At 69.9% G+C, this 21473-nt stretch carries 21 protein-coding genes; 13 read left to right on the top strand and 8 right to left on the bottom strand.

All coding sequences use genetic code 11. The features are described from left to right. Positions 1–29: 29 nt before the first annotated feature. The 4 genes from VGB24_RS00780 to VGB24_RS00765 all read left to right on the top strand — a co-directional run bounded on the left by VGB24_RS00780 (position 30) and on the right by VGB24_RS00765 (position 2581). Positions 30–1199, top strand: a complete 1170-nt coding sequence (locus VGB24_RS00780) for a metallophosphoesterase family protein (protein ID WP_331071050.1) — start codon at positions 30–32, stop codon at positions 1197–1199. A gap of 11 nt (positions 1200–1210) precedes the next feature. Continuing rightward, positions 1211–1387: a hypothetical protein gene (locus tag VGB24_RS00775; RefSeq protein ID WP_331071049.1), complete on the top strand. Its 177-nt coding sequence runs from the start codon at positions 1211–1213 to the stop codon at positions 1385–1387. An 82-nt stretch (positions 1388–1469) separates the two neighbouring features. Next, positions 1470–2159: a ribonuclease HII gene (locus VGB24_RS00770; protein ID WP_331071048.1), complete on the top strand. Its 690-nt coding sequence runs from the start codon at positions 1470–1472 to the stop codon at positions 2157–2159. Beyond that, the gene (locus VGB24_RS00765; protein WP_331071047.1) at positions 2159–2581 is read left to right on the top strand and encodes a hypothetical protein; all 423 of its coding nucleotides are present in this window, start codon (positions 2159–2161) and stop codon (positions 2579–2581) included. Before VGB24_RS00770 ends, VGB24_RS00765 begins: the two co-directional genes overlap by 1 nt. 341 nt (positions 2582–2922) lie before the next feature. Here the strand turns inward: VGB24_RS00765 and VGB24_RS00760 are convergent, their stop codons facing one another. Next, on the bottom strand, positions 2923–3906 hold the full coding sequence (locus VGB24_RS00760; protein ID WP_331071046.1) for a hypothetical protein: 984 nt from the start codon (positions 3904–3906) through the stop codon (positions 2923–2925). A 192-nt stretch (positions 3907–4098) separates the two neighbouring features. Between VGB24_RS00760 and VGB24_RS00755 the strand changes: the two genes are divergently transcribed. Further along, the gene (locus VGB24_RS00755; protein ID WP_331071045.1) at positions 4099–6393 is read left to right on the top strand and encodes a Tex family protein; all 2295 of its coding nucleotides are present in this window, start codon (positions 4099–4101) and stop codon (positions 6391–6393) included. A gap of 205 nt (positions 6394–6598) precedes the next feature. Continuing rightward, the gene (locus tag VGB24_RS00750; RefSeq protein ID WP_331071044.1) at positions 6599–7219 is read left to right on the top strand and encodes a hypothetical protein; all 621 of its coding nucleotides are present in this window, start codon (positions 6599–6601) and stop codon (positions 7217–7219) included. Between the two features lie 39 nt (positions 7220–7258). On the opposite strand, the gene VGB24_RS00745 is transcribed toward VGB24_RS00750, so the two are convergent. Further along, complete coding sequence (locus VGB24_RS00745; RefSeq protein WP_331071043.1) at positions 7259–7495, bottom strand: hypothetical protein; 237 nt, start codon at positions 7493–7495, stop codon at positions 7259–7261. 73 nt (positions 7496–7568) lie between these two features. Here VGB24_RS00745 and VGB24_RS00740 point away from each other — a divergent pair, with 73 nt between their 5' ends. From VGB24_RS00740 to VGB24_RS00720, 5 genes are all read left to right on the top strand, one after another. After that, on the top strand, positions 7569–7817 hold the full coding sequence (locus tag VGB24_RS00740; RefSeq protein ID WP_331071042.1) for a helix-turn-helix transcriptional regulator: 249 nt from the start codon (positions 7569–7571) through the stop codon (positions 7815–7817). 42 nt (positions 7818–7859) lie between these two features. After that, positions 7860–8303 (top strand): DUF2809 domain-containing protein, encoded by a 444-nt coding sequence (locus VGB24_RS00735; protein WP_331071041.1) that lies wholly within the window; start codon positions 7860–7862, stop codon positions 8301–8303. Beyond that, the gene (locus VGB24_RS00730) at positions 8300–8866 is read left to right on the top strand and encodes a hypothetical protein (protein WP_331071040.1); all 567 of its coding nucleotides are present in this window, start codon (positions 8300–8302) and stop codon (positions 8864–8866) included. The genes VGB24_RS00735 and VGB24_RS00730 overlap by 4 nt, the downstream gene beginning before the upstream one ends. A gap of 45 nt (positions 8867–8911) precedes the next feature. Beyond that, positions 8912–9214: a DUF3817 domain-containing protein gene (locus VGB24_RS00725; RefSeq protein ID WP_331071039.1), complete on the top strand. Its 303-nt coding sequence runs from the start codon at positions 8912–8914 to the stop codon at positions 9212–9214. A 92-nt stretch (positions 9215–9306) separates the two neighbouring features. Further along, the gene (locus VGB24_RS00720; protein ID WP_331071038.1) at positions 9307–10128 is read left to right on the top strand and encodes a helix-turn-helix domain-containing protein; all 822 of its coding nucleotides are present in this window, start codon (positions 9307–9309) and stop codon (positions 10126–10128) included. A 105-nt stretch (positions 10129–10233) separates the two neighbouring features. On the opposite strand, the gene VGB24_RS00715 is transcribed toward VGB24_RS00720, so the two are convergent. Further along, entirely contained in the window at positions 10234–10683 is a 450-nt protein-coding gene (locus tag VGB24_RS00715) for a hypothetical protein (RefSeq protein ID WP_331071037.1), read from the bottom strand. Positions 10684–10833: 150 nt separating this feature from the next. Here VGB24_RS00715 and VGB24_RS00710 point away from each other — a divergent pair, with 150 nt between their 5' ends. After that, positions 10834–11682, top strand: coding sequence for a HipA family kinase (locus tag VGB24_RS00710; RefSeq protein ID WP_331071036.1), 849 nt, complete (start codon positions 10834–10836; stop codon positions 11680–11682). Further along, a complete protein-coding gene (locus tag VGB24_RS00705; protein WP_331071035.1) occupies positions 11679–12071 on the top strand; it encodes a DUF3037 domain-containing protein in 393 nt (130 codons plus the stop codon). Before VGB24_RS00710 ends, VGB24_RS00705 begins: the two co-directional genes overlap by 4 nt. A gap of 454 nt (positions 12072–12525) precedes the next feature. Here VGB24_RS00705 and VGB24_RS00700 read toward each other — a convergent pair whose 3' ends face one another. From VGB24_RS00700 to VGB24_RS00680, 5 genes are all read right to left on the bottom strand, one after another. Next, on the bottom strand, positions 12526–13470 hold the full coding sequence (locus VGB24_RS00700; protein ID WP_331071034.1) for a HAMP domain-containing sensor histidine kinase: 945 nt from the start codon (positions 13468–13470) through the stop codon (positions 12526–12528). Positions 13471–13472: 2 nt separating this feature from the next. Beyond that, positions 13473–14105, bottom strand: coding sequence for a response regulator (locus tag VGB24_RS00695; RefSeq protein ID WP_331071033.1), 633 nt, complete (start codon positions 14103–14105; stop codon positions 13473–13475). 670 nt (positions 14106–14775) lie between these two features. Continuing rightward, the gene (locus VGB24_RS00690) at positions 14776–14931 is read right to left on the bottom strand and encodes a hypothetical protein (RefSeq protein WP_331071032.1); all 156 of its coding nucleotides are present in this window, start codon (positions 14929–14931) and stop codon (positions 14776–14778) included. An 8-nt stretch (positions 14932–14939) separates the two neighbouring features. Continuing rightward, positions 14940–16103, bottom strand: a complete 1164-nt coding sequence (locus tag VGB24_RS00685) for a sensor histidine kinase (RefSeq protein ID WP_331071031.1) — start codon at positions 16101–16103, stop codon at positions 14940–14942. Beyond that, positions 16100–21280, bottom strand: coding sequence for a PAS domain S-box protein (locus VGB24_RS00680; protein WP_331071030.1), 5181 nt, complete (start codon positions 21278–21280; stop codon positions 16100–16102). The genes VGB24_RS00685 and VGB24_RS00680 overlap by 4 nt, the downstream gene beginning before the upstream one ends. Between the last annotated feature and the right edge of the window lie 193 nt (positions 21281–21473).

Raw genomic sequence — 21473 nt, 5'->3', positions numbered from 1 at the left:
CACCCTTCACCTTCATGTTCGAGGCACAGATGCCCATCCCAACATTCCACGAATCCAGCCTTTCACTCCTGCAGTCGGCCGTGCACCAGGTGCTTCTCCGGCGCGGCGCGGTGGCGGCCGGCAGCACCAGCGCCGCGCATCCCGCCATGCAGGCCGTCGTCGCGGCGGGCGCGGCCTACACCCAGCCCGGGCAGGCTCCCTCGGACATCGGCCCCGACATCGAGGTGTGCGCCAAGCTGGCCGTGGAGTACATCTTCGCGACGGGGCTGAAGAAGCAATTGCTGCACGACGAACTCACGGGCTCGGTGTGCGACCCGCTCTGGGCAGAAGCGCTGGTGGAATACGAGTGGGTGCAGGCCACGGGCAAGAAGATCCCGTACCTGCCCTACGACCCCGCCATCCGCCCCAACCCGCCGATGGCCCTGCCGAGCGACACCCTGAACATCGCGCTCCTGGCGGACTGGGGGATGGGGACGAACCTCGCGGTGAACGTGCTGGCCCAGGCGGTGACCGCGCTGTCCGGAGGCAATACGCCGGGGCAGCAGGCCGCGGCGAGCGCTCTCATCCACATGGGTGACATCTACTACGCGGGCACGCCGGCCGAATGCCAGCAGCACTTCCTGGACGCGGTAAAGTCCGCGGTGCCCGCCGCGTTCTCCCGCGACTTTCCCGTGTACGCCATTCCGGGAAACCACGAGTATTACTCGGGTGGCTTCGGGTACTACGGGACGGTGCTCCCGCGGCTTTCGGGCCAGACGAACAGCTTTTTCTGCCTGCGGACGGACCAGTGGCAGGTGGTGGCGCTGGATACTGGGCGCAACGACCACGACCCGTTCACCGTCGTGTCCAACATCACCTTGTTGACCCCCGACCAGGTGGAGTGGCTGGACACCGTCATGTTGACCGCGGGCGGCCGCGGCACCATCCTGCTGACGCATCACCAGCTGTACAGCGGCGCCGGGCCGGTGGGCGAGCGGAAGCCCATCAAGTACGGCATCAACCCCCACCTGTACAGCCAGCTGAAGCCGTACTTCGGCCAGATCGCCGTCTGGCTGTGGGGGCACGAGCACAACACGGTGATCTTCAACCCCGAGCGGGGGCTGCCGCTGGGCCGCTGCATCGGCTCGGGGAGCATCCCGATGCTGGTGGTGCAGAACCCGTACGAACAGGACCCGAACCTGGTGGGGTGGACGGGCTGAACGTTCCCACGATGGACACGAGCATCCAGCTGGCATCCAACGGCGTCGAGTACGCACACGGCTTCGCGGTGCTGTCGCTCTCGCCGTCCCAGGCTACGGTGAACTACTACCAGGTACCGGTCTCCGTAGGCGAGCCCCCGGCGGAGTGGATGTTCGGCGAGTCGTTCCCGGCACCGGGCGGGGGCTGACCGGCGGCGTTGTGCGCGGGGACGATTTGTTTTATCGTCCCCGCAAGTCGTTCCGCACTAACGCACTCCCACACCTCTCCCGATGCTTGCCGCCAAGCGGAAATCCGCCAATACCACCCGCAAGCGCAAGCCGACGCCGCAGCGGCTGCGCAAGCTGCTGGCGACCGAATGGGGCTTCTGGGACCGCGGGATGATCCGCATCGCCGGCATCGACGAGGTGGGGCGGGGGCCGCTGGCGGGACCCGTCGTGGCCGCCGCCGTCATCCTGCCGCGCGACTGCTGGATCGAGGGCGTGGCCGACAGCAAGAAGCTGAACGCCGACCGCAGGCTGGACCTGTATCAGAAGATCATCCGGACGGCGCTGGTCTACGGCGTGGGCGCGGCGTCGTGCCGCGAGATCGACCGCATCAACATCCGCCGGGCGACCGCACTGGCCATGCAGCGGGCCATCGCGCGGCTGGGCGGGGCCGACCACCTGCTGGTGGACGGGCTGGCGGTGCCGGAGCTGGGAACGGAGACGCACACGGCGTTCGTGGGCGGCGACGGGTGCGTGCACTGCATCAGCGCGGCGTCCATCGTGGCCAAGGTTACGCGCGACCGGCTGATGGCCCGGCTGGCGGCCCGGTATCCGCAGTACGGGTGGGAGCGGAACATGGGGTACGGCACGCCCGAGCACCTGGACGCGCTGGACCGGCTGGGCCCCACGCCGCATCACCGCAGGAGCTTTCAGCCCTGCCAGTTCGATTTCGCCGACGAGCTTGTGACCGCCTGATGCACACCGAGCACCTGGAGAACGTTCGCCCCTCGTGGGTGGGCTTTGGATGGTTCGTGAGCGTGGCCGTGGCCTCGCTGGTCCTGGTGGCGCTGAACGCGCTGGGGCTGATCGTGGAGGGTTCGCGCTCCACCGGACCATGGACGGTGGCGGCGCTGCTGGTGGGCTTTACGCTGGGCGGCTTCTTTACCGGCGCGCGGGTGGGCGCCGCGCCCATCCTTCACGGCGTGGCGATGGGGCTGTTTTCCATCGTGGTGTGGCTGGTGGCGAACCTGGTGGGCGAGGCGCTGGACGCGGCCGCATGGAACGAGGTGTCTCCCGCCGTGGCCGCGGGCGGACTGCTGGTGCAGATCGTCGCGGCGGCCGTGGGCGCGCGCATCGGCTCGCGCGGGCGACGGGCCGCGCTTCCGCGCAGATCCTGAACGGGAGCCGGCCACGTCCTCCTGCGTGCGCCGCTGAAGTCCTTGGTGCGCGGAAGTTTGTCATCCTGAGGCGCAGGCGCACGGCACCCGCCCGCAGGCCGGACCTCGCGCGCCGAAGGATCTAGCGTGCGGCACGTACAAGGCAGGGCGCGGCAGCGGTCGCCGTCACCGAGGCCTCGGCTGCCGTGGGGCCCTCACCCGTCCTCGCTGGCCCTCACCCGGCCTCGCCTAGGCTCGGCCACCCTCTCCCACAAACAGCGTGGGAGAGGGGATACACTTCACGATCTCGGTGCGCATCCATGCTTCGGATGCGCACCGATTTGCCTTCTGTACGCGTTCGGTCAGGACTGGGTGCAGCCCAGGCGGGCGAACGTGGCGGGGTCTTCCTTCTTGCCGCCCTCGCTCGTAAGCACCAGCGATCCGTCCGGCGTAAAGCCGATCCCCTCGCCTTGCTTCTCTCCGAGGCCCTTCACGCTGACGCGGCGGGGCGTAAGCGGGGCCGATCCGGTGAGTTCCGCGGCCGCGTAGATCACCACGTCATCGAGGGTGCGCATGGCTACCCAGCGGCCGTCGGGGCTGGCGTCGGCGCCGGTGATTCGCTCGGAGCGCTTCACCTTGTCGGGCGTCACGTTGCGGATGCGCTCCAGCGTGGATGGCGCGCCCGGGCCCGCGCCCACGGGGGCGCGGTAGAGGGCGATGGGGCCCGTCTCACCCTTGGTGACGATGTGGACGGCGCCGTTCAGGACGAACATCGCCTCGGCATCCTGTGCGCCGTCGGGATAGCGCAGGCGAATGGCTTCGGCCGGGGCCGATGCGGTGTCGCCCGGCGCGGGCTCGCGGACGCGGTACACGGTGACGAACGGCCGCGCGGCCTGGTTGTCGCCGATGTCAGCCACGAACAGGCAGTCGCCGCCGGGGCAGGGGGCGCGCGAAACGTCTTCCCAGTCCTGCACCTGCGCGCCGGTGACGCGCACCGTGCCCACCGTGCGCCCCTGCGCGTCGACGGCGTACAGCAGCGGATCGCCGGAATCGTTGTGCGTCCAGAAGATTCCCGCGTGCGCGCCGCTGACGGCGACGCCGGAGCTTTCGTGCACCTCGTCCGCCAAGGGACGAGTGCTGCCCTGGACGGTGCACACCAGCGTTCCGCGGGGTGTGCGCGCCGCCTTCACCGAGGTGAGCGCCGATTCCACCTGCACCGGCGCGACCCGCTTCGGCCGGCTTGGTCCGTCCCTGTCCGTTTCGAACGAAAAGGTCGCCGCCGCCACGAGCACGAACGTGCCGCAGACCAGCGCGCCAAATTTGTAGATCCCCGTATCGTCCGCCATCCGTTGCTCCCAATCACGTAAATCTCGCCGGGTGGCGCGCTTGTGCACACTGCCCACCCGCATGCGCATGCGAGGTTCGCGCCGCCCGTCGGCAACGGCATCGCCGGGTTTGTCAATCGTGGACCGCTCACCGCCCGGACCTTACCTTTCTCTACACGTTCGTACTCTCGCACTTTGCACTGTCGCACTCTCGTGCCGTACGCCGAAAAGATCGCCGCCGAGCTGGGGCTCCGCGCGCCGCAGGTTTCCGCCGCGCTGGAGCTTCTGCTCGCCGGCAATACCATCCCCTTCGTCGCCCGCTACCGCAAGGAAGCCACGGGCGAGCTGGACGAGGTGCAGCTTCGCGACATCCGCGACCGCCACGAGTACCTGGCCGAGATGGACGAGCGCCGCGCCGCGATCCTCAAGTCCATCGACGAGCAGGGCAAGCTCACGCCCCAGCTGAAAGCCGCCATCGACCGCGCGGAAACGAAGTCGGTGCTGGAAGACCTCTATCTGCCGTACAAGCCCAAGCGGCGGACGCGCGCCACCATCGCACTAGAGCGCGGGCTGGGGCCGCTGGCGGAGCTGCTGTGGGCGGGGCAGACGAGCGACCGCGAGCTGGCGGCTCGCGCAGGGTCCTTCGTGGACGCGGAAAAGGGCGTCGCTGCGGCGGATGACGCCCTGGCCGGCGCGCGTGACGTGGTGGCGGAGCGGATCGCCGAGGACGCCCCCACCCGCCAGCACGTGCGCGACCAAGTGCGCGCCAAGGGCGTTCTGGAGAGCAAGGCGGCGCGAGGGATGGAGAAGGAGGTCAGCAAGTTCCAGGACTACTACGACTTCAGCGGGCCGGTGAAGGACCTGCCCAGCCACCGCATCCTGGCCATCCGCCGTGGTGAGACGGAGGGGTTTTTGATGGCGCGCATCGTGGCGCCCGACGAGGCGATCGTGGGCACGCTGCGGCGGAAGTGGCTGGATGGGCACCGCGCGCCGGAGCAGATGGGGCTGGCGGTGGAGGATGCGTATCGGCGGCTGATCTCCACGTCGGTGGAGGTGGAGATCCGCATGGAGCTGAAGACGCGGGCGGACGAGGAGGCCATCGCCATCTTCGGCAAGAACCTGGAGGCGCTGCTCCTTCAGCCGCCAGCGGGCGGACGCACCGTGCTGGGCGTGGATCCCGGCTATCGCACCGGGTGCAAGCTGGCCGTCGTCAGCCGCACGGGGGCGCTGCTGGAGACCGGCGTGGTGTACCTGCACCAGGAAGACCGCGCGCGGCGGGAACTGGCGCGGCTGATCGACAAGCACGCTGTGGAACTGGTCGCCGTGGGGAACGGCACGGCGAGCCGCGAGAGCGACAAGCTGTGCAAGGACGCCGTCCGCGAGGTGTCGGTGGATCCACGCCCGTCCGTGGTGATGGTGAACGAGGCGGGCGCGTCCATCTACTCGGCGTCGGACCTGGCGCGTGAGGAGCTGCCGGAGCTGGACCTGACGCTGCGGTCGGCGGTGTCCATCGCGCGGCGGCTGCAGGACCCGCTGGCGGAGCTGGTGAAGATCGATCCCAAGTCCATCGGCGTGGGCCAGTACCAGCACGACGTTTCGCAGACGCGCCTGAAGCGGCGGCTGGACGAGACGGTGGAATCGGCCGTTAACCGCGTGGGCGTGGAGTTGAACACGGCCTCGCCCGCGCTGCTGTCGTACGTGGCGGGAATCGGCCCCACCGTGGCGCAGCGGATCGTCGCGCAGCGCGACCAGGAGGGCCCGTTCCGCTCTCGCGCCGAGCTGCTGAAGAAGGTGGCGGGGCTGGGGCCGAAGACCTTCGAGCAGGCCGCAGGGTTCCTACGCGTCCGCGGCGGCGCGCACCCGCTGGACGCGTCCGCCGTGCACCCCGAGCGCTACAAGCTGGTGGAGCGGATGGCGCGCGACCTGTCGGTGGACATGACGACGCTGGTGGGGAACGAGGCCGCGGTTTCGCGCGTGGACCTGTCCCAGTACGTGGGCGACGGCGTGGGCCTGCCGACGCTGGAGGACATCGTCGCCGAGCTCAAGAAGCCGGGCCGCGACCCGCGCGAGCAGTTCGAGGCTCCCGCCTTCCGCGACGACGTTCAGACGGTGGCGGACCTCAAGGAGGGGATGACGCTGCAGGGCACGGTAACCAACGTCGTGGCGTTCGGCGCCTTCGTGGATGTGGGCGTGCACCAGGACGGCCTCGTGCACGTCTCCGAGCTGTCCGACCGCTTCGTGAAGGACCCCGCCGACATCGTCCGCGTGGGCGACCGCGTGAACGTGCGAGTGATGTCGGTTGACGTGCCCCGCAACCGCATCGCCCTGTCGATGAAGTCGCCCGGCGCCGCGAAGCCGGTAACCGGCCAGCGTCCCGCCGGGGCAGGGAAGCCGGAGGCCCGCAAGCCGGACGCGAAGCCCACTCCCAAACCGGCGCCCCCCCAACCCGAGCCGCCAAAGAACGGCATCGCGGCGAACGGCATGCGGATCGTCACGAAGCGCGTGTGAGCGCAGCGGATCAACCCAGGGAGGTTCTATGCTAAATCAAATCATGCTCCTGGTGGCGGCCCTCGGGGGGTGGACCCTAGTCGCCATCGCGGCCGGCAAGTGGATTAGTGACCGGGTTGCTCAACTGCTCGGGGAACGCTGGACGCGCGACCGCGAGCTCCAGATTGAGCAGTTCCGGGCACTCACCGGCCATTCCTAAGCTGTCGTGAGTGCAGCCATCACGGGCTTCTCCTCGAGTCATAGCGCGGCAAATGAGCGTCGGCTGGTGGCAGTGGAGAGTCTGTGGAAAGCCATGCTCAATCTGCGGCGGAATGCACCTCCGGTGACTGTTTGGGCGGACGTCATGAGCGATGATGAATTTGCTAGGTTACATACTCGGCCCGATCTGTTGGATAACGACCTGATGTCGAATATCGAAGGAGAGATCACGCAACTCATGTCGGCCTCGGCGAACGTGGAGGAGCACCGTCCTTTCTGCGGCGAGTTGCCGTGGGCTTTATTCTTCATATACAGAGCGATTCACGGCCGACTCCTATTCCTCATTGGTGAAGGATTCAAGCGCGGAGTCATTGTCCCGTGGCGCCGAGATCACGGGATGCAACAACTCCTCTCATCAGTCCTCAACAGCGAGGAGATGTCTGAGGTGATGCGCGGGCAGTTTGGACGCTGGTACTCCTGCCTTCAACTTCTCGAAGCGAAGTTTCTGCGAGAAGTTGAGAGTGTTATCTCCGGGAAGCACGCGAGTGATGCCAGCCTCCAGGAGGCAACCCGAATCGTCGCAGCTGTCCAGTCGGTTGCGCGCAACGTCCAGCAGCAACGTTCGTGATTATCTAGTTAGTTGATCCTCCTGGACCTGAATGGATCGTCACAGTAGTCCTTGCGTTCCACTTCCGTCCGCAGCGAGGGCAGCGGATTCGCGAAGATCGGTGCCGAACTCCAGAATGGCCTCGGCGACAATGGGGTCCATCGAGAGTTCGTCCGCGGGTGCAAAGCGGGCGAGCTTGATCGTGGAGTACGCGATCGCTTCGAACGCACCGAATCGATCCGCCAGCATTTCCAGCAGCCGGGCTGGTGACGCGGCGGCTTGATTCTGAATCGGCATCGTGATCCTCTCTTGTGGTTGATCCACCCTGATAGTTGGTGGACTCGGGCGCGCCGAGCCCCTAGCATGCAGCATGACTGCCTTCAACCCTGATCCGCCGTTCGGTCCCGTGCTCCGGCGCCTTCGCCAAGAGCGCGGGTACACCATCGATGAAGCCGCCAAGCGCGCCCAGGTCACGGCGAACTACCTCGGTGACGTGGAGCGTGGACAGCGGAACCCCACGATGAAGGTGGTCGGCCGCATTCTCGCTGGGCTGCGCGTTAGTTGGGTGGAGTTCGCGCAGCGGCTCGAATCATCCGCGGACGTACATCCACCCTTATAGTTGGTGAAACGGGCAGCGTTGTCAACCCCGATCGCGCGCGAGATGCAGCACCGGGTTCGCAGCCGGGCGGTGTTCCTGGCGCTGGCCGCCGCGACGATTGTCATTGGGCTCGCCAGCCGCCGCTTTCGACGGGCGCTCCCAGCCGCGGTCGGGTTGTACGCGGGCGACGTGCTGTGGGCGACGATGATGTACCTGCTGGCCGCGGCGATCTGGCCGCGTGCATCGATCCGGCGGCTCGCGGTCGGCGCGGCGGCGTTCGCGCTCGCCATCGAGGTGGGGCAGTTGTACCACGCGCCTTGGATCGACGCGGTGCGTGACACGCGGCTTGGCGGGCTGGTGCTCGGGTTCGGGTTCCTGTGGAGCGACCTCGTGTGCTACGCCGTCGGGATCGCGCTGGCGGTGGTCATCGACCGCGCAGTCGCGCGTCTGGGTCTTGGCGGAGAGATCTACTCGCCACGTGCCCACTTGGGCGGAGGCAGAAGATGAACGACGGCGTAACTCAACGGCTGGCGGAGGCGATTGCCTGGTGTTCCGTCCACGCGGATCCGGCCGATCCGGACCGAAGCACGCGGACTCCGGAGTTCCTTCCGCCGCTCCTTGCTGGCGAAGGGGTCCTGAGCCGGGTGTACAACGCTGGCTTCGCGGGAGTGCAGCAGGCGGTGGAGTTCATCTGCCAACGTCGACGCGAGGCGCTCGCGCAGGGTGGGATCCACGTGGCGCCCGAGTCCTCCGACCTCGCGGGGGGACGGGTTCTCAGCACCGACTTCACAAGCGATTGGTGCGTGATCGCCCAACCGGAATCGAACGGGTTTTTCGATGCCGACGACCTTCCCGGGTGGGACACGTGGTTTCACTGCGCGCGGGTGGGGCGTTCCGAATTCCAGGTGTACTGCTGGGTGCCGCCTCAACTGCTGGAGATGGCGCACAACGGAATCGAAGTGCTGCCGATTCCGTGCCTCCGCTGGGTGGACGACCCCGGTGAATGGAGATCGGCGGCCCGGCGGCCGTGGTGGGCGCGATGGCTTGGCGCAAGCGGCGGATTTGTGTAGGTTTGCGCGCTGTCGATCGACCCTGCCCGTTTCAGGATGTACGCTGTGCTCAAGACTTCGCTGGACCGCCTTCGCATCGTCGGGATGATGGAAGGCGCTTCGTTTCTGCTGCTGCTCGGCGTCGCGATGCCGCTGAAGTACCTGGCTGGAATGCCGCAGATGGTGCGTGTCGTGGGGATGCTGCACGGCATCCTGTTCATGTTGTACGTCGCGGCCGTGTTCCAGGCGAGCGTGGAACTGCGCTGGCCGCTGCGGCGGCTCGTGGCGGCGCTGGCGGCTTCGGTACTCCCGTTCGGCCCCTTCGTCTTCGACGCGCACCTCCGCCGGGAGCGCGCCGCGGAGGGTTGAGCTTCGCGCGCCATCGTGTAGGTTGATCCCCCCTCGCCGCGCCAATCGCGCGGCGAGCGTCCCCGCTTTTGCGCCGCCCCCTCCCGGTGCCCATGCAGCCCATCCAAATCGACGTTTACCAGCCGCCCGCGGGGCATCCCCTGGAAGGGTCGGTGCTCTCCATCTTCCGCTGTCGTGCCCAAACCCCGTATCGGCACGAGACCATCCTGCCGAAGGGCAACGTAGACCTGCTCTTCAACCTGGGTGAGCCCGTCCACGGCGTGGGGCTGCAGGCCGAGCCCTACATCGCCACACAAGGCTCCGCCTGGATCGGGGGACTGAAGACGCGGCCGTACAGCGTCCATCCGCAAGCCGCCATGGACCTGGTGGGCATCAGCCTGCGGGCCGACGCGTGCGCGGGGCTGCTGCCGCTGTCGCCAGGGGAAATCCTCAACCTGGAGGTGCACGGCCTGTCGCCGAGCGCGGGGCTGGCCACCATCAGCGAGCAGTTGTACGACATCGAATCGTTCGGCGACCAGTGCGCGTTCCTCATGCGGTGGCTGACGGGGCGGCTGCGTCTCGTCCGCGGCGCCGACCTGGTGCGGCACGCCTGCGCGCTGCTCCGCCGCTCGCGCGCCGACGATGCCGTGCGAGCGACCGCCAGGGCGATGGCCGTTTCGCCGCGGCACCTTCGGCGGCTGATGGACCAGCACGTGGGCGTGGGCCCGGCGGAGTACGTGCGGCTGTCGCGCTTCATCGATTCGCTGCACCGGATGGCATCGCCCCAACGGACTCTGGCCGAGGTTGCGCTATCGGCGGGGTACTACGACCAGGCCCACTTCTGTCGCGACTTCCGTTCGTTCGCCGGGATCACACCGCAGGAGTACCGCGCGCAGGCCGGTGGGCCGGTGGTGGGTCATATCCTGAAAGAGTGAATCCTGCCGCTGCCGACGCGAAGAAGCCCCGCCCAGCGTTCGCTGGACGGGGCTTTGGCCTCTCGATATGCGTGTCGTGTGCTCAGGACGTGACGGGCGCCCGCGTCAGCGGTCCGCGCGGCTCCCCGCCAGCCAGTAGCTGCCGGGGCAGCGGGTCTGCAGTAGTTGGGCATCGGACGCGGAGAGCGAGGCGAACTCCACGCTTGGAATCTCGCCCCCGCCCAGCCGGAACTGCCCGCCGATGCGCCCCACCTCGCTGCCGGTGGCGTCCTTTACGAACAGGGATTCGCCGCGGGCCTCCAGCTTCCACCCCTCGGGCCAGATCACCGTCCGTGAGGAGCCCTCGGCCCGCAGGCATCCGTTGGCGTCGCGGCTGACCACGCCGTGGTACAGCGCCTCCATCGACGTGGTCTGATTCACCTGCGCGACGAAGGTGACCGCCAACGGGTTCTCGTCGCCGGAGAGCGTAGGGCCGACGCCCGGGTCCGCGGCACATCCGGCGGCGGTGAGCATGAGGGTGATCGCGATGGTGCTGAAGGAACGACGGAGCGTCATTGCGGGCCTCCTATCGACAGGGATGCGGTGGGTTTCTGCCGCGGAGACAACGCGCGATCCGTGAAACCGTGACACGGCTGGCGACACGGGCTGGCGCGTGCGGCGGATGCACGTAGTTTGGCCCCGGCGCCCCCGCTCGTTCGCCTCCACATGTCCGACGCCATGCCCGAGCTTCCGGTGTACACCGCCACCTGCTACGTGCAGCCGCTGCGCGAGGGGGGCACCCTTCCCGCCGTGGTCGACACGGATAGCGGCGGGCTGTTCGTCGCCAAGTTCCGGGGCGCGGGGCAGGGCGCCAAGGCGCTCGTGGCCGAGCTGCTGGTGGGGCTGATCGCCCGCGCGGTAAACCTGCCCGTTCCCGAGCTCGCGCTGATCGAGGTGCTGCCGGACTTCGGCCGCAGCGAGCCCGATCCCGAGATCCAGGACCTGCTCAAGGCCAGCGTGGGGATCAACATGGGCCTGCGCTACCTGGACGGCGCGTTCAACTTCCAGGCGGCCGCCGCGGGGGAGTTCATCAGCCCGGAGCTGGCGGCGCGCATCGTGTGGCTGGACGCGTTCACCACCAATCCCGACCGTACCGCGCGCAATCCCAACCTGCTGATCTGGAAACGCAAGCCCTGGCTGATCGACCACGGGGCCGCGCTCTACGCGCAGCACAACTGGCCCGGCGTGGACGCGGCGCGCACCCGCACGGCGTTTCCGCTGATCAAGGACCACGTACTTCTCGCCATCAGCGGCGACCTGGAGGCGGCGGACGCGGAGATCGCGTCGGCGCTGGAGGACCGCGTGATCCGCGACGCCGTTGCGTGCCTGCCGGATGCGCTCCTGCAGGATCCCGCCATCGCGTCGGAGTTCGCGGACCCAGACGCGGCGCGCGCCCGCTACGCCGACTACCTGTGCACGCGCATCCAGGCACCGCGCGCGTTCGTGGCGCAGGCCATCGAGGCACGCGAGACGCTCAGGCGCGAGCCCCCCCGCCGTGTCCAGAGCCGCCGATGAGCGAGCAGACTCCCTGGATCGCGTACAGCTTCGCGGTGCTGCGCGCGGTTCCGCACCCGCACCTGGGCACCTGCGTGCCGGTGGGCGTGCTTCTTCACGCGCGCACGGCGGGGTTCCTGGGCATCCGCGTGGTGACGGATGCGTCGGAGCTGGCGGAACGTGTGGGGGACGTGGACGTGGAACTCCTCTCGCGCTACCTGCACACCCTTTCCGCCATCTGCAACGGGGATTCGGCGGGCGGGCCCGTGGCGCTCCTTCCGCCATCGGAGCGCTTCCACTGGCTCACCGCGCCGCGATCGGATGTGCTGCAGTGCGGCGCCGTGCACGGCGGCCTCTGCCGCGACCCCGCGGCCGCGCTCGCCGAGTTGTTCGACGCGCACGTGGTGTAACGAATCCGGGCAAGGCACCGCCTGAGGGGTTCGCACGCGACTGGCCCCTGCAGCCCGCGCTGGCGGACTTCGTGACGTTCCAGATGCGGTTACACCCGCCGCGGCGAGTCCTGGGTGGTGCGCATTCCAGTGCCCGCTCCGAGGCCCACGGCTTCGTGACCGCTGCCGCGCCCTGGTTTGTACGTGCCTCAGGTTAGATCCTTCGCCCCGCGTCGTTTGGAGTGCGGGCGAGTGCGGTGCGCTTGGGGCTCAGGATGACAGGGTTTGGCGCGCACGGCGCGTGTGTGGGCGCGCCATGTGGTTTGGCGGGTATAGCGGGATGCGCGTCCACTGGCCAGGTGCAACCGACTGGCGGATGCAGTCCGCGAAGGCGGACTTTGGGCCGTCGTTGCTGCGGTTTCAACCGCCGGGGAGAGGCCGGAGCCGAGGCTCCCGACCTTGCGTTGAACCGAACCTACAGGGCCGCTGCGAGGGGCAGGGAAGTAGCGGGTGTGGAGCTCGCGGGGAGGCTGATGCAGAACCGGGCGCCGCCGCAGGGGGCGGCTTCTACCCACGCGTCGCCGCCGTGCCCTTCCGCCACCGCGCGGACGATCGCCAGGCCCAAGCCCCCGTTCCGCTCCGGCTGGCCCGGCGCGGAAAGGCGGGCGAACGGCTGCCAGATGCGCAGCCGGTCGCGCTTGGACACGCCGTCACCCTCGTCCGTGATGCTGATGACGGCGCGTGCGCTACGATCCACGGTAACCGCCAGCACCACGCGCTGCCCGGCCGATCCGTGCTGGAGCGCGTTGTCGAGCAGGTTGTCCAGCGCCAGCCGCAGCGCCTGCGGGTCGGCGTCGATCATGAGGCCGGCGGGCGGGTCGGCGTCGAGCACAATGCCGCGTGCGCGGAAGGCGCCGGTGGCGTCGGCGGCGGCATCCTCGATCAGCGCGCCGAGATCGACCGTCGCGGGGACGAGGAGCAGGCCGGGATTGGACAGACTGGCGAAGGCGACGGCGTTCTCCACCGCGCGCGACAGGCGGCGGGCGGCGCCGTCGATGTTCATCAACGCGCGCTCCTGCTCCTCAGGCGAGGGCGTGCGGCCGGCGAGAAGCATCTCGGCCTGCATCTGCACCTGGGCCAGCGGAGTGCGGACCGAGTGGGCCAGCCCATCGGCGACGGCGCGGCGGACGCGGCGCTCCTCGCGCTCGGCGCGGCGCTGAAGCCAGGCGCCCGCTCCCAGACCGAGCGCCGCAGCCCCCAGCGTGAACGGAGGTACCCAGCCGGGGAGCGAACCGCCGCTCATCACCAGCGCCAGCGCGGCGACGGCGGTCAGCGCCGAGGCCGTGCCCAGGGCGCCGGAGGCCAGGCGCCCGCCCGCCAGGGACCGCCGCCGCGCCAGCCGCATCCGCCCCCGGTCCACCGTCAGCCCTGCCCGTACAGGATGGAGCCGACCGCCGCACGCGTGGACACGCCGAGCTTCGACAGCACCTGCTCTACGTGGTTTCGCGCGGTGAAGTAGCTCACCGAAAGCTGCTTGGCGATCTCTGCGTTGCTGTAGCCCTCGCCCAGCAGACGGGTGACGGCGATCTGCCGCGCCGTCAGGCCAAAGCGCTCACGCAGGGCCTCGTCGGCGAGCGGGGCGGGCTTGGGCGCTTCGGCGGCTCCGGGCGGGGGTGCCGGGGCGGCGGCGGCGCGCGCGCGGCGCAGCAGGGCCGAGATGCGCGCCAGAAGCTCCATCACGCTGAACGGCTTGGTGACGTAGTCGTCGGCGCCCAGGCGAAAGCCCTGCAGCTTGTCGGCTTCCAGGCTGCGGGCGGAAAGGATGAGGACGGGGCAGGTGGCGCCGCGGGTGCGCAACTCCTCGAGCACGCTGTAGCCGTCGCGGTCGGGAAGGCCCAGGTCCAGGACGATCAGGTCGGGCTTGTCGCTGGTGGCCAGGGCTAGGGCGTGGGCGCCCTTCATGGCCAGCGACACCTCGTAGCCGTCCATCTCCAGGTTTCGCTGCAGCCCCTCGGCCAGGTCGGGGCTGTCCTCGACGAGCAGGATGCGGGACATTCGTTCCAGGATCAGTACGGTTGATTGGATGCGCGGGCCTGATGCACGCGCGGTCGAATCGGATGGGAAGGTACGGGTACGGATCAGCGACAGGCATGGGTCGGGTGACCTACGATGGCACGTCGCGCCGACCGCAGCCCACGCAAACCCCTGTCATCCTGAGGCGCAGGCGCACCGCACCAGCCCGTGCCTCACTCTCCGCGCGCCGAGGAATCTGGCTGCGGATGCCTCTTAGCCCGGGCGCGGCAGCGGTCACGGCGGCCGAGGCCTCGGCTGCCGTGGGGCCCTCACCCGTCCTCGCCTAGGCTCGTCCACCCTCTCCCACAAACAGCGTGGGAGAGGGGGTACACTTCAGGCATGGGTGTGTCGTCGGATCGAGTGCACGCACGCGGCCCCGTCCGGGCGGTTGAAACCGCGGCTGGAACGGCACGAAGTCCGCCTGCGCGGACTGCATGCGCAGTCGAGTGCGCGGGGCCAGCCAAACCGCGATTCAGGTCTCCCCCTCCCCTGCGCAGCGGGGGAAGGGGGCCGGGGGGAGGGGGCTCCCGCGGCATGCGAGGCAGCCCGTCGAACCCCGATCGACGTTCTCCTCTCTCCCGCGCAGTTTGCGGGGGAGAGGCCGGGAGAGGGGGCTGCCGCAGCATGCAAAGCAGCCCGTCGAACCCGCCCCTCAGCCCCCGCCGCGATCCTCCTCGCCGTACGGATCGTGCGCCGCCATGTCGCGCCTGGCCCGGCGCTGGTCCAGCAGTCCGCGGATGTTGCGGTACGACACGACCACCGCCGCCAGGCACCACCCCGCCGCCACCACGCCCATGATCGTCTCCATCGAACGCCTCAGGCGGAGGTGAGCACTTCCACCATCTGCCCGCCACGCCCGGCGGACACGGCGACCAGCGCGTCCGCCGCGGGAACGGTGAAGTGCACCGTCGTCCCCTGGCCCACCTCGCTCTCCACCCACATCCGCCCGCCGTGCGCGGCCACCAGCGCGCTGGCGATGGAAAGCCCCAGCCCCGCGCCGCGCCGGTCGGCCGTGTCGCCCTGCCAGAACGCGCCGAAGACGTGGGGCAGGTGCTCCTGCGGAATGCCGTGCCCCGTGTCGGCGACGGAGATGCGGACGCACGCATCGTCCGCGGTCGCGCTCAACGTGATCCGTCCGCCCGTTGGCGTGAACTTGATGGCGTTGCCCACCAGGTTGCTGAGCACCTGCACCACCCGCGCGCCGTCGGCCAGGGCGCGCAGGCCGGCGGGGGCGTCCACGTGCAGCGTCAGCTTGCGCCCGGCGGCGATGGGCTGGAGCATCCCCCGCGCGGTGCAGAGCAGCTCGTGCACGTCCACCTCGGCGAGATCGACGGATGTCTTGCCGCCGGCTCCCTCCAGCTGCGCGACGTCGAGCAGGTCCTGCACCAGGCGGTACATCTGCCCGGAGGTCTGCTGGATGTTGCCCAGCGCGTCGCGCACGTACGGGGACGACCGGGGAGAAAGCGTCTGCAGCACCATCTCGGACTGCATGGTGATGGACGCCAGCGGGTTGCGCAGGTCGTGCGCGACCACGCCCAGGATTCGCTCGCGCGCCTCGGTGGCGCGGCGGGCCTGCAGGTACAGCTGCCGCGTTTCCAGCAGGTTGCGCACGCGCAGCAGCACCTCGACGATGTCGAACGGCTTGGTCAGGAAGTCGCGCGCACCCTCGCCCAGCGCCGTGTCGCGCGCCTCGGGGGTCACGTCGGCCGTCAGCACCAGGACGGGGCGGTAGTCGCCCGGCTCGTCCATCTCGCGCAACGCACGCAGCACGTCGAAGCCCGTCATCCCCGGCATGTGCAGGTCCAGCAGCACCAGGTCCGGCCGATGCTGGCGGGCCAGCTCCACCGCCTGAAACGGGTTCTGCGTCCGCAGCAGGTTGCCCAATCCGGACCCGGCCAGGATGCCTTCCAGCAGGTCGAGGTTGGCTTCTTCGTCGTCCACCAGCAGCAGCGTGCTGCACGAAAGGTCTGGCGCGTTCACGCGTCACCTCGCTCGGAAAGGAACCGCTCGACGGTTTCCAGGAACTCGTCGACGTCGATGGGCTTGCTCAGGTAGGCGTCGGCGCCCAGCGCGCGCAGGCGGTCGTTGCTGGCGCGCGTGGCGTCGGCGCTGACGACGACGACGGGAATGCCGGCCGTCCGCGCGTCGGCGCGCAGGCGGCGGAGCACCTCGTCGCCCTGGATGTCGGGAAGGTGAAGGTCCAGCAGCACAAGGTCCGGCCGGTGCTCGCGCGCCAGCTCCACCCCGATGCCGCCCTGCAGCGCCGGCAGCACCCGCCAGCCCGGGCGGCTGAGCAGGATGGTTTCCACCAGGCTCAGGTTGGCCAGGTTGTCTTCCACGTACAGAAGCGTGGCCTCGCGCGCGCCGCTCTCCGCCGTGCGGGCCAGGGCCGCGCCGGCATCCTCCAGGGCCTCCACCGGGTCGGCCGCGCCCGCCAGGTCCGCGCGGAACATGCTGCCTTCCGCGCCGGTGCTTTCCAGCGTCAGCGCGCCGCCCATCGCCTCGGTCAGCCGCTGCGAAAGGGCCAGCCCCAGCCCCGTGCCCTCGACGCCCGACGCCTCGGCACCGAGGCGGGCGAACGGGGTGAAGAGCTGGTCGGCCTTTTCCTCCGGGATCCCCTTGCCGGTGTCCTGCACACGCAGCGTGTACCCGTCGTCGGACGGCGTGCAGGTGATCTGCACGAAGCCGCCGGGACGATTGTACTTGATGGCGTTGCTCAGCAGGTTCAGCATCACCTGCGCGAGCCGCTGCCGATCCGCCCGGACGAAGGCGTCGGGGGGGCAGACGGCGGGGCGCAGGGTGACGCCCCACTGCGCCGCCATCGGCCGCACCAGCCCCAGCGCCTCGTCCAGCAGCGGGGCCACGCGCACCGGCTCCAGCGACAGGTTGTGGCGGCCGGCCTCGATGCGGGCGATCTCCAGCACCTCGTTGATCAGGTTCAGCAGGTGCCGCCCCGCCTTGAGAATGTGCTGCACCGACTTCTGCTCGCCCTGGGCCAGGCTGGCGCGCGCCAGCAGCTGCGCGAAGCCCAGGATGCTGTTCATGGGCGTGCGCAGCTCGTGGCTCATCCGCGACAGGAACTCGCTCTTGGCGCGGTTGGCGCGCTCGGCCGCGTCCGTGGCCGCCCGCAGAGCCTCCTCCGTCCGCCGCCGCTCGGTGACGTCGCGCGAGATGACGACGATCCCCTCGTCCGCCGAGTCGGGGAGCAGCGTGCGGCCGATGCTTTCCAGCACCTTCCACTGCCCGTCGGCGTGGCGGAAGCGGAACTGCACCGTGTGGCTGGTTCCCGGGTTCACCACCATCTGCGTGAGGGCCGTGCGCGCCTCTTCCACGTCGTGGGGGTGCATGTACGGGAAGGGCGTTTCGCCCAGCAGCTCCGCCGGCGTGTAGCCCAGCACCCGCATGATGGACGGGCTCTGGTACAGGTACACGCCCGTCTGGTCCAGCACCGTGATCAGGTCCGACGCGTTTTCCGTCAGCGCGCGGAAGTGCTCCTCGCTCTTCCGCACCGCCTCTTCGGCGGCCACGCGGTCCGTCACGTCGCGCGCGTTGGCCACGATGCGCGGCTCGTGCGACCCCGGCATCATCCGCGTCGTCGCCTCCAGCACCATCCACCGCCCGTCCTTGCGCCGGAAGCGGTAGCGCATGGTGCGGGGGTTCTCGGGCTCCAGCAGCAGCATCTGCATCTCCTCGGCGACGGCGGGGCGGTCGTCGGGATGCACGTAGTCGGCGGCCACGCTGCCCAGCATCTCGTCCGGCGTGTAGCCCAGCATCCGCTCGGCGGCGGGGCTGGCGTACAGCACGGCGCCGGTGACCGCGTCGTTGATGGTGGCCACGTCCGACGAGTTTTCGATCAGCGCGCGGAAGTGCTCCTCGCTCTCGCGAAGCGCGCGCTCGGCGGCGTTGCGGTCGGTGATGTCGCGTGAGTTGACGACGACGCCATCCGCGGCCGTGTCCTCCGCCAGGGTGCGGGCGACCGATTCCAGGAAGTGCCAGACGCCGTCCTTGGCACGGTAGCGGTACTCTACCGTATGCGCGGTGCCGGGCTGGGCCAGGATGCGGCGGAAGGTGTCGCGCACCCGGTCGATGTCTTCCGGGTGGATGTTTTCCCACGCGCTGCGCCCCACGCGCTCTTCGGGGGTCCACCCCAGCAGGCGCGGCATGGCGTCGCTTTCGTACGCCACCTGCCCGTCGGGCCCCAGGATGGTGATGATGTCGTAGGTGTTGGCCACCATCCGGCGAAACTGGGCCTCCTGCTCGCGCAGCGCCCGCTCGGCCGCCAGCCGGTCGGTGATGTCGCGGGCGTTCACAACCACCTGCCCGCTGGATGCGTCGGTACTGGCGTGCGCCTCGAAGGTGCGGTAGCCGCCGTCCTTGTGGCGCACGCGGTACTGGATGGAGTACACCACGCCAGGGTTGGCCAGCATTTCGCCCAGGCGCCCGGCCGTCGGCTCGCGGTCGTCGGGGTGCAGGTACGAGAGGGGGTCGGTACCGGCCAGCTCCTCGGGATCGTACCCCAGCAGGTGCTGCACGCTCGGCCCGGTGTACGCGATGCGGCCGTCCGGGTGGATCAGCTGCACCATGTCGCTGGCGTTCTCGATCAGCCGGCGGAACTGCATCTCGCGCCGCCGCAGCTTGCGCTCGGCCGACTTGCGCCCGGTGACGTCGCGGACCACGGTGACGAAGGTGCCGTCCTCCAGCGGTACGACCCGCGCCTCGTAGTCGCCCATTCCGGAGTCGACCGGGAGCTGGTACTCGAACTGCGCGATCTCGCCCGTGGCCTGCGCCTCGGCCATGGCCGCCTCGGCCTGGTCGGCGACCACGGGGAGCACGTCGCGGAGGCGCTTCCACAGGAACGCCTCGGGGGGCACGGCCAGCCCCGAGCGCGCGCCGGCGCGGTAGTCCAGGATGGTGCCGTCGGCGCCCAGGCGGAAGAAGAGGTCGGGGAGGGCGCGGAAGATCCCCTCCAGCTCGTGCGTGCGCTCCATCAGCGCCTCGCGGGCGGCCTCGTGCTCGGCTACCTCCTCTTCGAGCGCCTCGTTGGCCTGCGCCAGCTCCCCCGTGCGCTCGGCGATGCCCTGCTCCAGCTCTTCGTTGGCGCGGCGGAGCTGCGCTTCGGCGGCGCGGCGGTCGCGGATGTCGCGCGAGGTGGCCAGCAGCCGGTCCATCCCGCCGATGGCCACGCGGCGCAGCTGCACCTCGGCCCACACCTCGCCGTCGTCCTTGTGGCGGCCCAGCCATTCGAAGCGCTGCGGCTCCCCGGCGATGGCGCGCTCGATGTAGCCGCGCGCCACGTCGATGGTGAAGGGGTGCTCGCCCCAGGAGATCCCCTCCACCCCCAGCGCGCGGATCTCGTCCTCGGCGTAGCCGTACAGCTCGCACGCGGCGCGGTTGACTTCGATGAACTCGCCGCTGTCCAGCTCGTGGACGAAGATGGCGTCGGACGAGTGCTCGAAGATGGTGCGATAGCTTTCCTCCGACTCCCGCAGCGCGCGCTCGGCCACCTTGCGGTCGCGGATGTCGCGCACCAGGGCGACGACGTGCGGCTTGCCGCGCACGTCCATGCGCTGCAGGCTCACCTCGCCCCAGATCTCGTCGCCCGTGACCGGGTGGATGCTCAGCCATTCGAAGCGCTGCGGCACCCCCTGGATGGCGAGCTTGGCCTGCTCCATCGCCCGCTCGGGGGTGTACGGCGGCGGGCCGTTCCAGATGATGGATGCCGCGTCGGCCCGGAGCGCCTCGATCGTGGTCCCGCACAGCTCGCACGCCCTGGCGTTGGCGTCCACCAGCTGTCCGGTGTCGGGATCGGTCACCAGGATGGCGTCGTTGGAGTTCTCGAAGATGGCGCGGTAGTTCTCTTCCGAGACGCGCAGCGCCTGCAGCGCCTGCTGCTCTTCGGTGACGTCTTCCTGCACGAGCACCACCTCGCGCAGCTCGCCGCCGGGGCCGCGCACCGGGTACATCGAGGCGCGGATCCACCGCGGCCACTGCACGTCGGCGGAGGCACGGGGGCCGCGTCCGGCGCCGTCGAACAGCACGGGGGGGATGCTGACGCGCTCGCCCGCCAGCCCACGCTCCAGCAGCGGGCGCACCGACGCGAGCTGCGGTGCGTCCAGCGGGCTGGTGCCGCGCAGGTCTTCGGTGCCGTAGCCCCACAGCCGGGTGTAGGCGGCGTTCACCTGCAGCGTGGCGCCATCGGGCGTCAGCGTCTGCACCAGGTCGGGATACTGCTCAAAGAGGTCGCGGAAGCGCGCCTCCGATGCGCGGATGGCCTCCTCGGCCTCCACGCGCTCCGTGACGTCCATCGACGTGCCGACGAGCCGCGCGGGCGACCCGTCCGCCCCGGGCACCATCCTGCCGAGGGCATGGAGCCAGCGCGTCGCGCCGTCGGGCCGGACGATGCGGTAGCGGATGCCGAGCGGGGTCCCCTCCCGGATGACCTGCGCGCAGGCGTCGGCGAGGCGCTGGCGGTCGTCCGGGTGGACGAAGCTCATGAACCCGTCCAGGGTCCTCGGGCCGTCCGCGGGGTCCAGCCCGTGGAGGCGGCACTGCTGGGCGGACCAGACGATCTCGTCCGTCGCCAGGTCCTGGTCCCAGCTTCCCAGCTGGGCGATGGCCTCGAGGTCGTCCACGTGCCGGTTGCGGCAGTCCAGGTCGTCCTCGGCTCTTGCCCGCGCCTCGCACTCCCATGCGGCCGCCAGCCGATCGGCGAGGGCGGCGGCGAAGGCGCCCTCCGCTTCCGTCCACGACCGCGCCCCGTCGCGGCGCAGGCGGACGAAGCCGGCCAGTGTGCCCTGGCTCCACACCCCCGCGTCCAGCGCCAGCTCGCCGCCTTCCGCGCCGGGGAGCACGGCCACCGTCCAGCGTGTGGCGGCCAGTGCGCCGGGGCCCGGCCACACGGCGGCGGCATCCACCGACCCACCGATCGCGGATTCATCTCCCGCGGAGGGCGCACGGCCGTGGCAGACGAGCGCCTGGCCATCGGGCGAGAGCATCCACAGCGCGGCCTCGCGGGCGCCGACGGCGCGGGTGGCCGCGGCGAGCGCGTCGCGGGCGGTGTCGGCGAAGCGGGTGACGGGCGCGCGGGCAAGGCCGAGCAGAACGGCGTCGAGCGGCGGCGCGGCGCCCTTGGGCGCGGCGGACGAGGTGACCTGCATCGTTCGCGGGGAGAACGCTGGGAAACGCGGACCGACTGGGGAGGCGGGCGCGGACGTGGCGCCAGGGGAGAAAAGTAGGCACAAACCGCCGGATCTACAAGGGCGGATTGTACTTCGGAGACACCGCGCCGGGTCGCGGATGAATCCGGCTGGCGAACCCCGCCCGTACCCTGTGTCACAAGCAGTCATCCAG

It is taken from the genome of Longimicrobium sp. (assembly GCF_036399935.1).
Taxonomy (GTDB): Bacteria; Gemmatimonadota; Gemmatimonadetes; order Longimicrobiales; family Longimicrobiaceae; genus Longimicrobium.
Note: the sequence above shows the minus strand (reverse complement) of the source record. Positions and strands in the feature narration are given on the sequence as shown.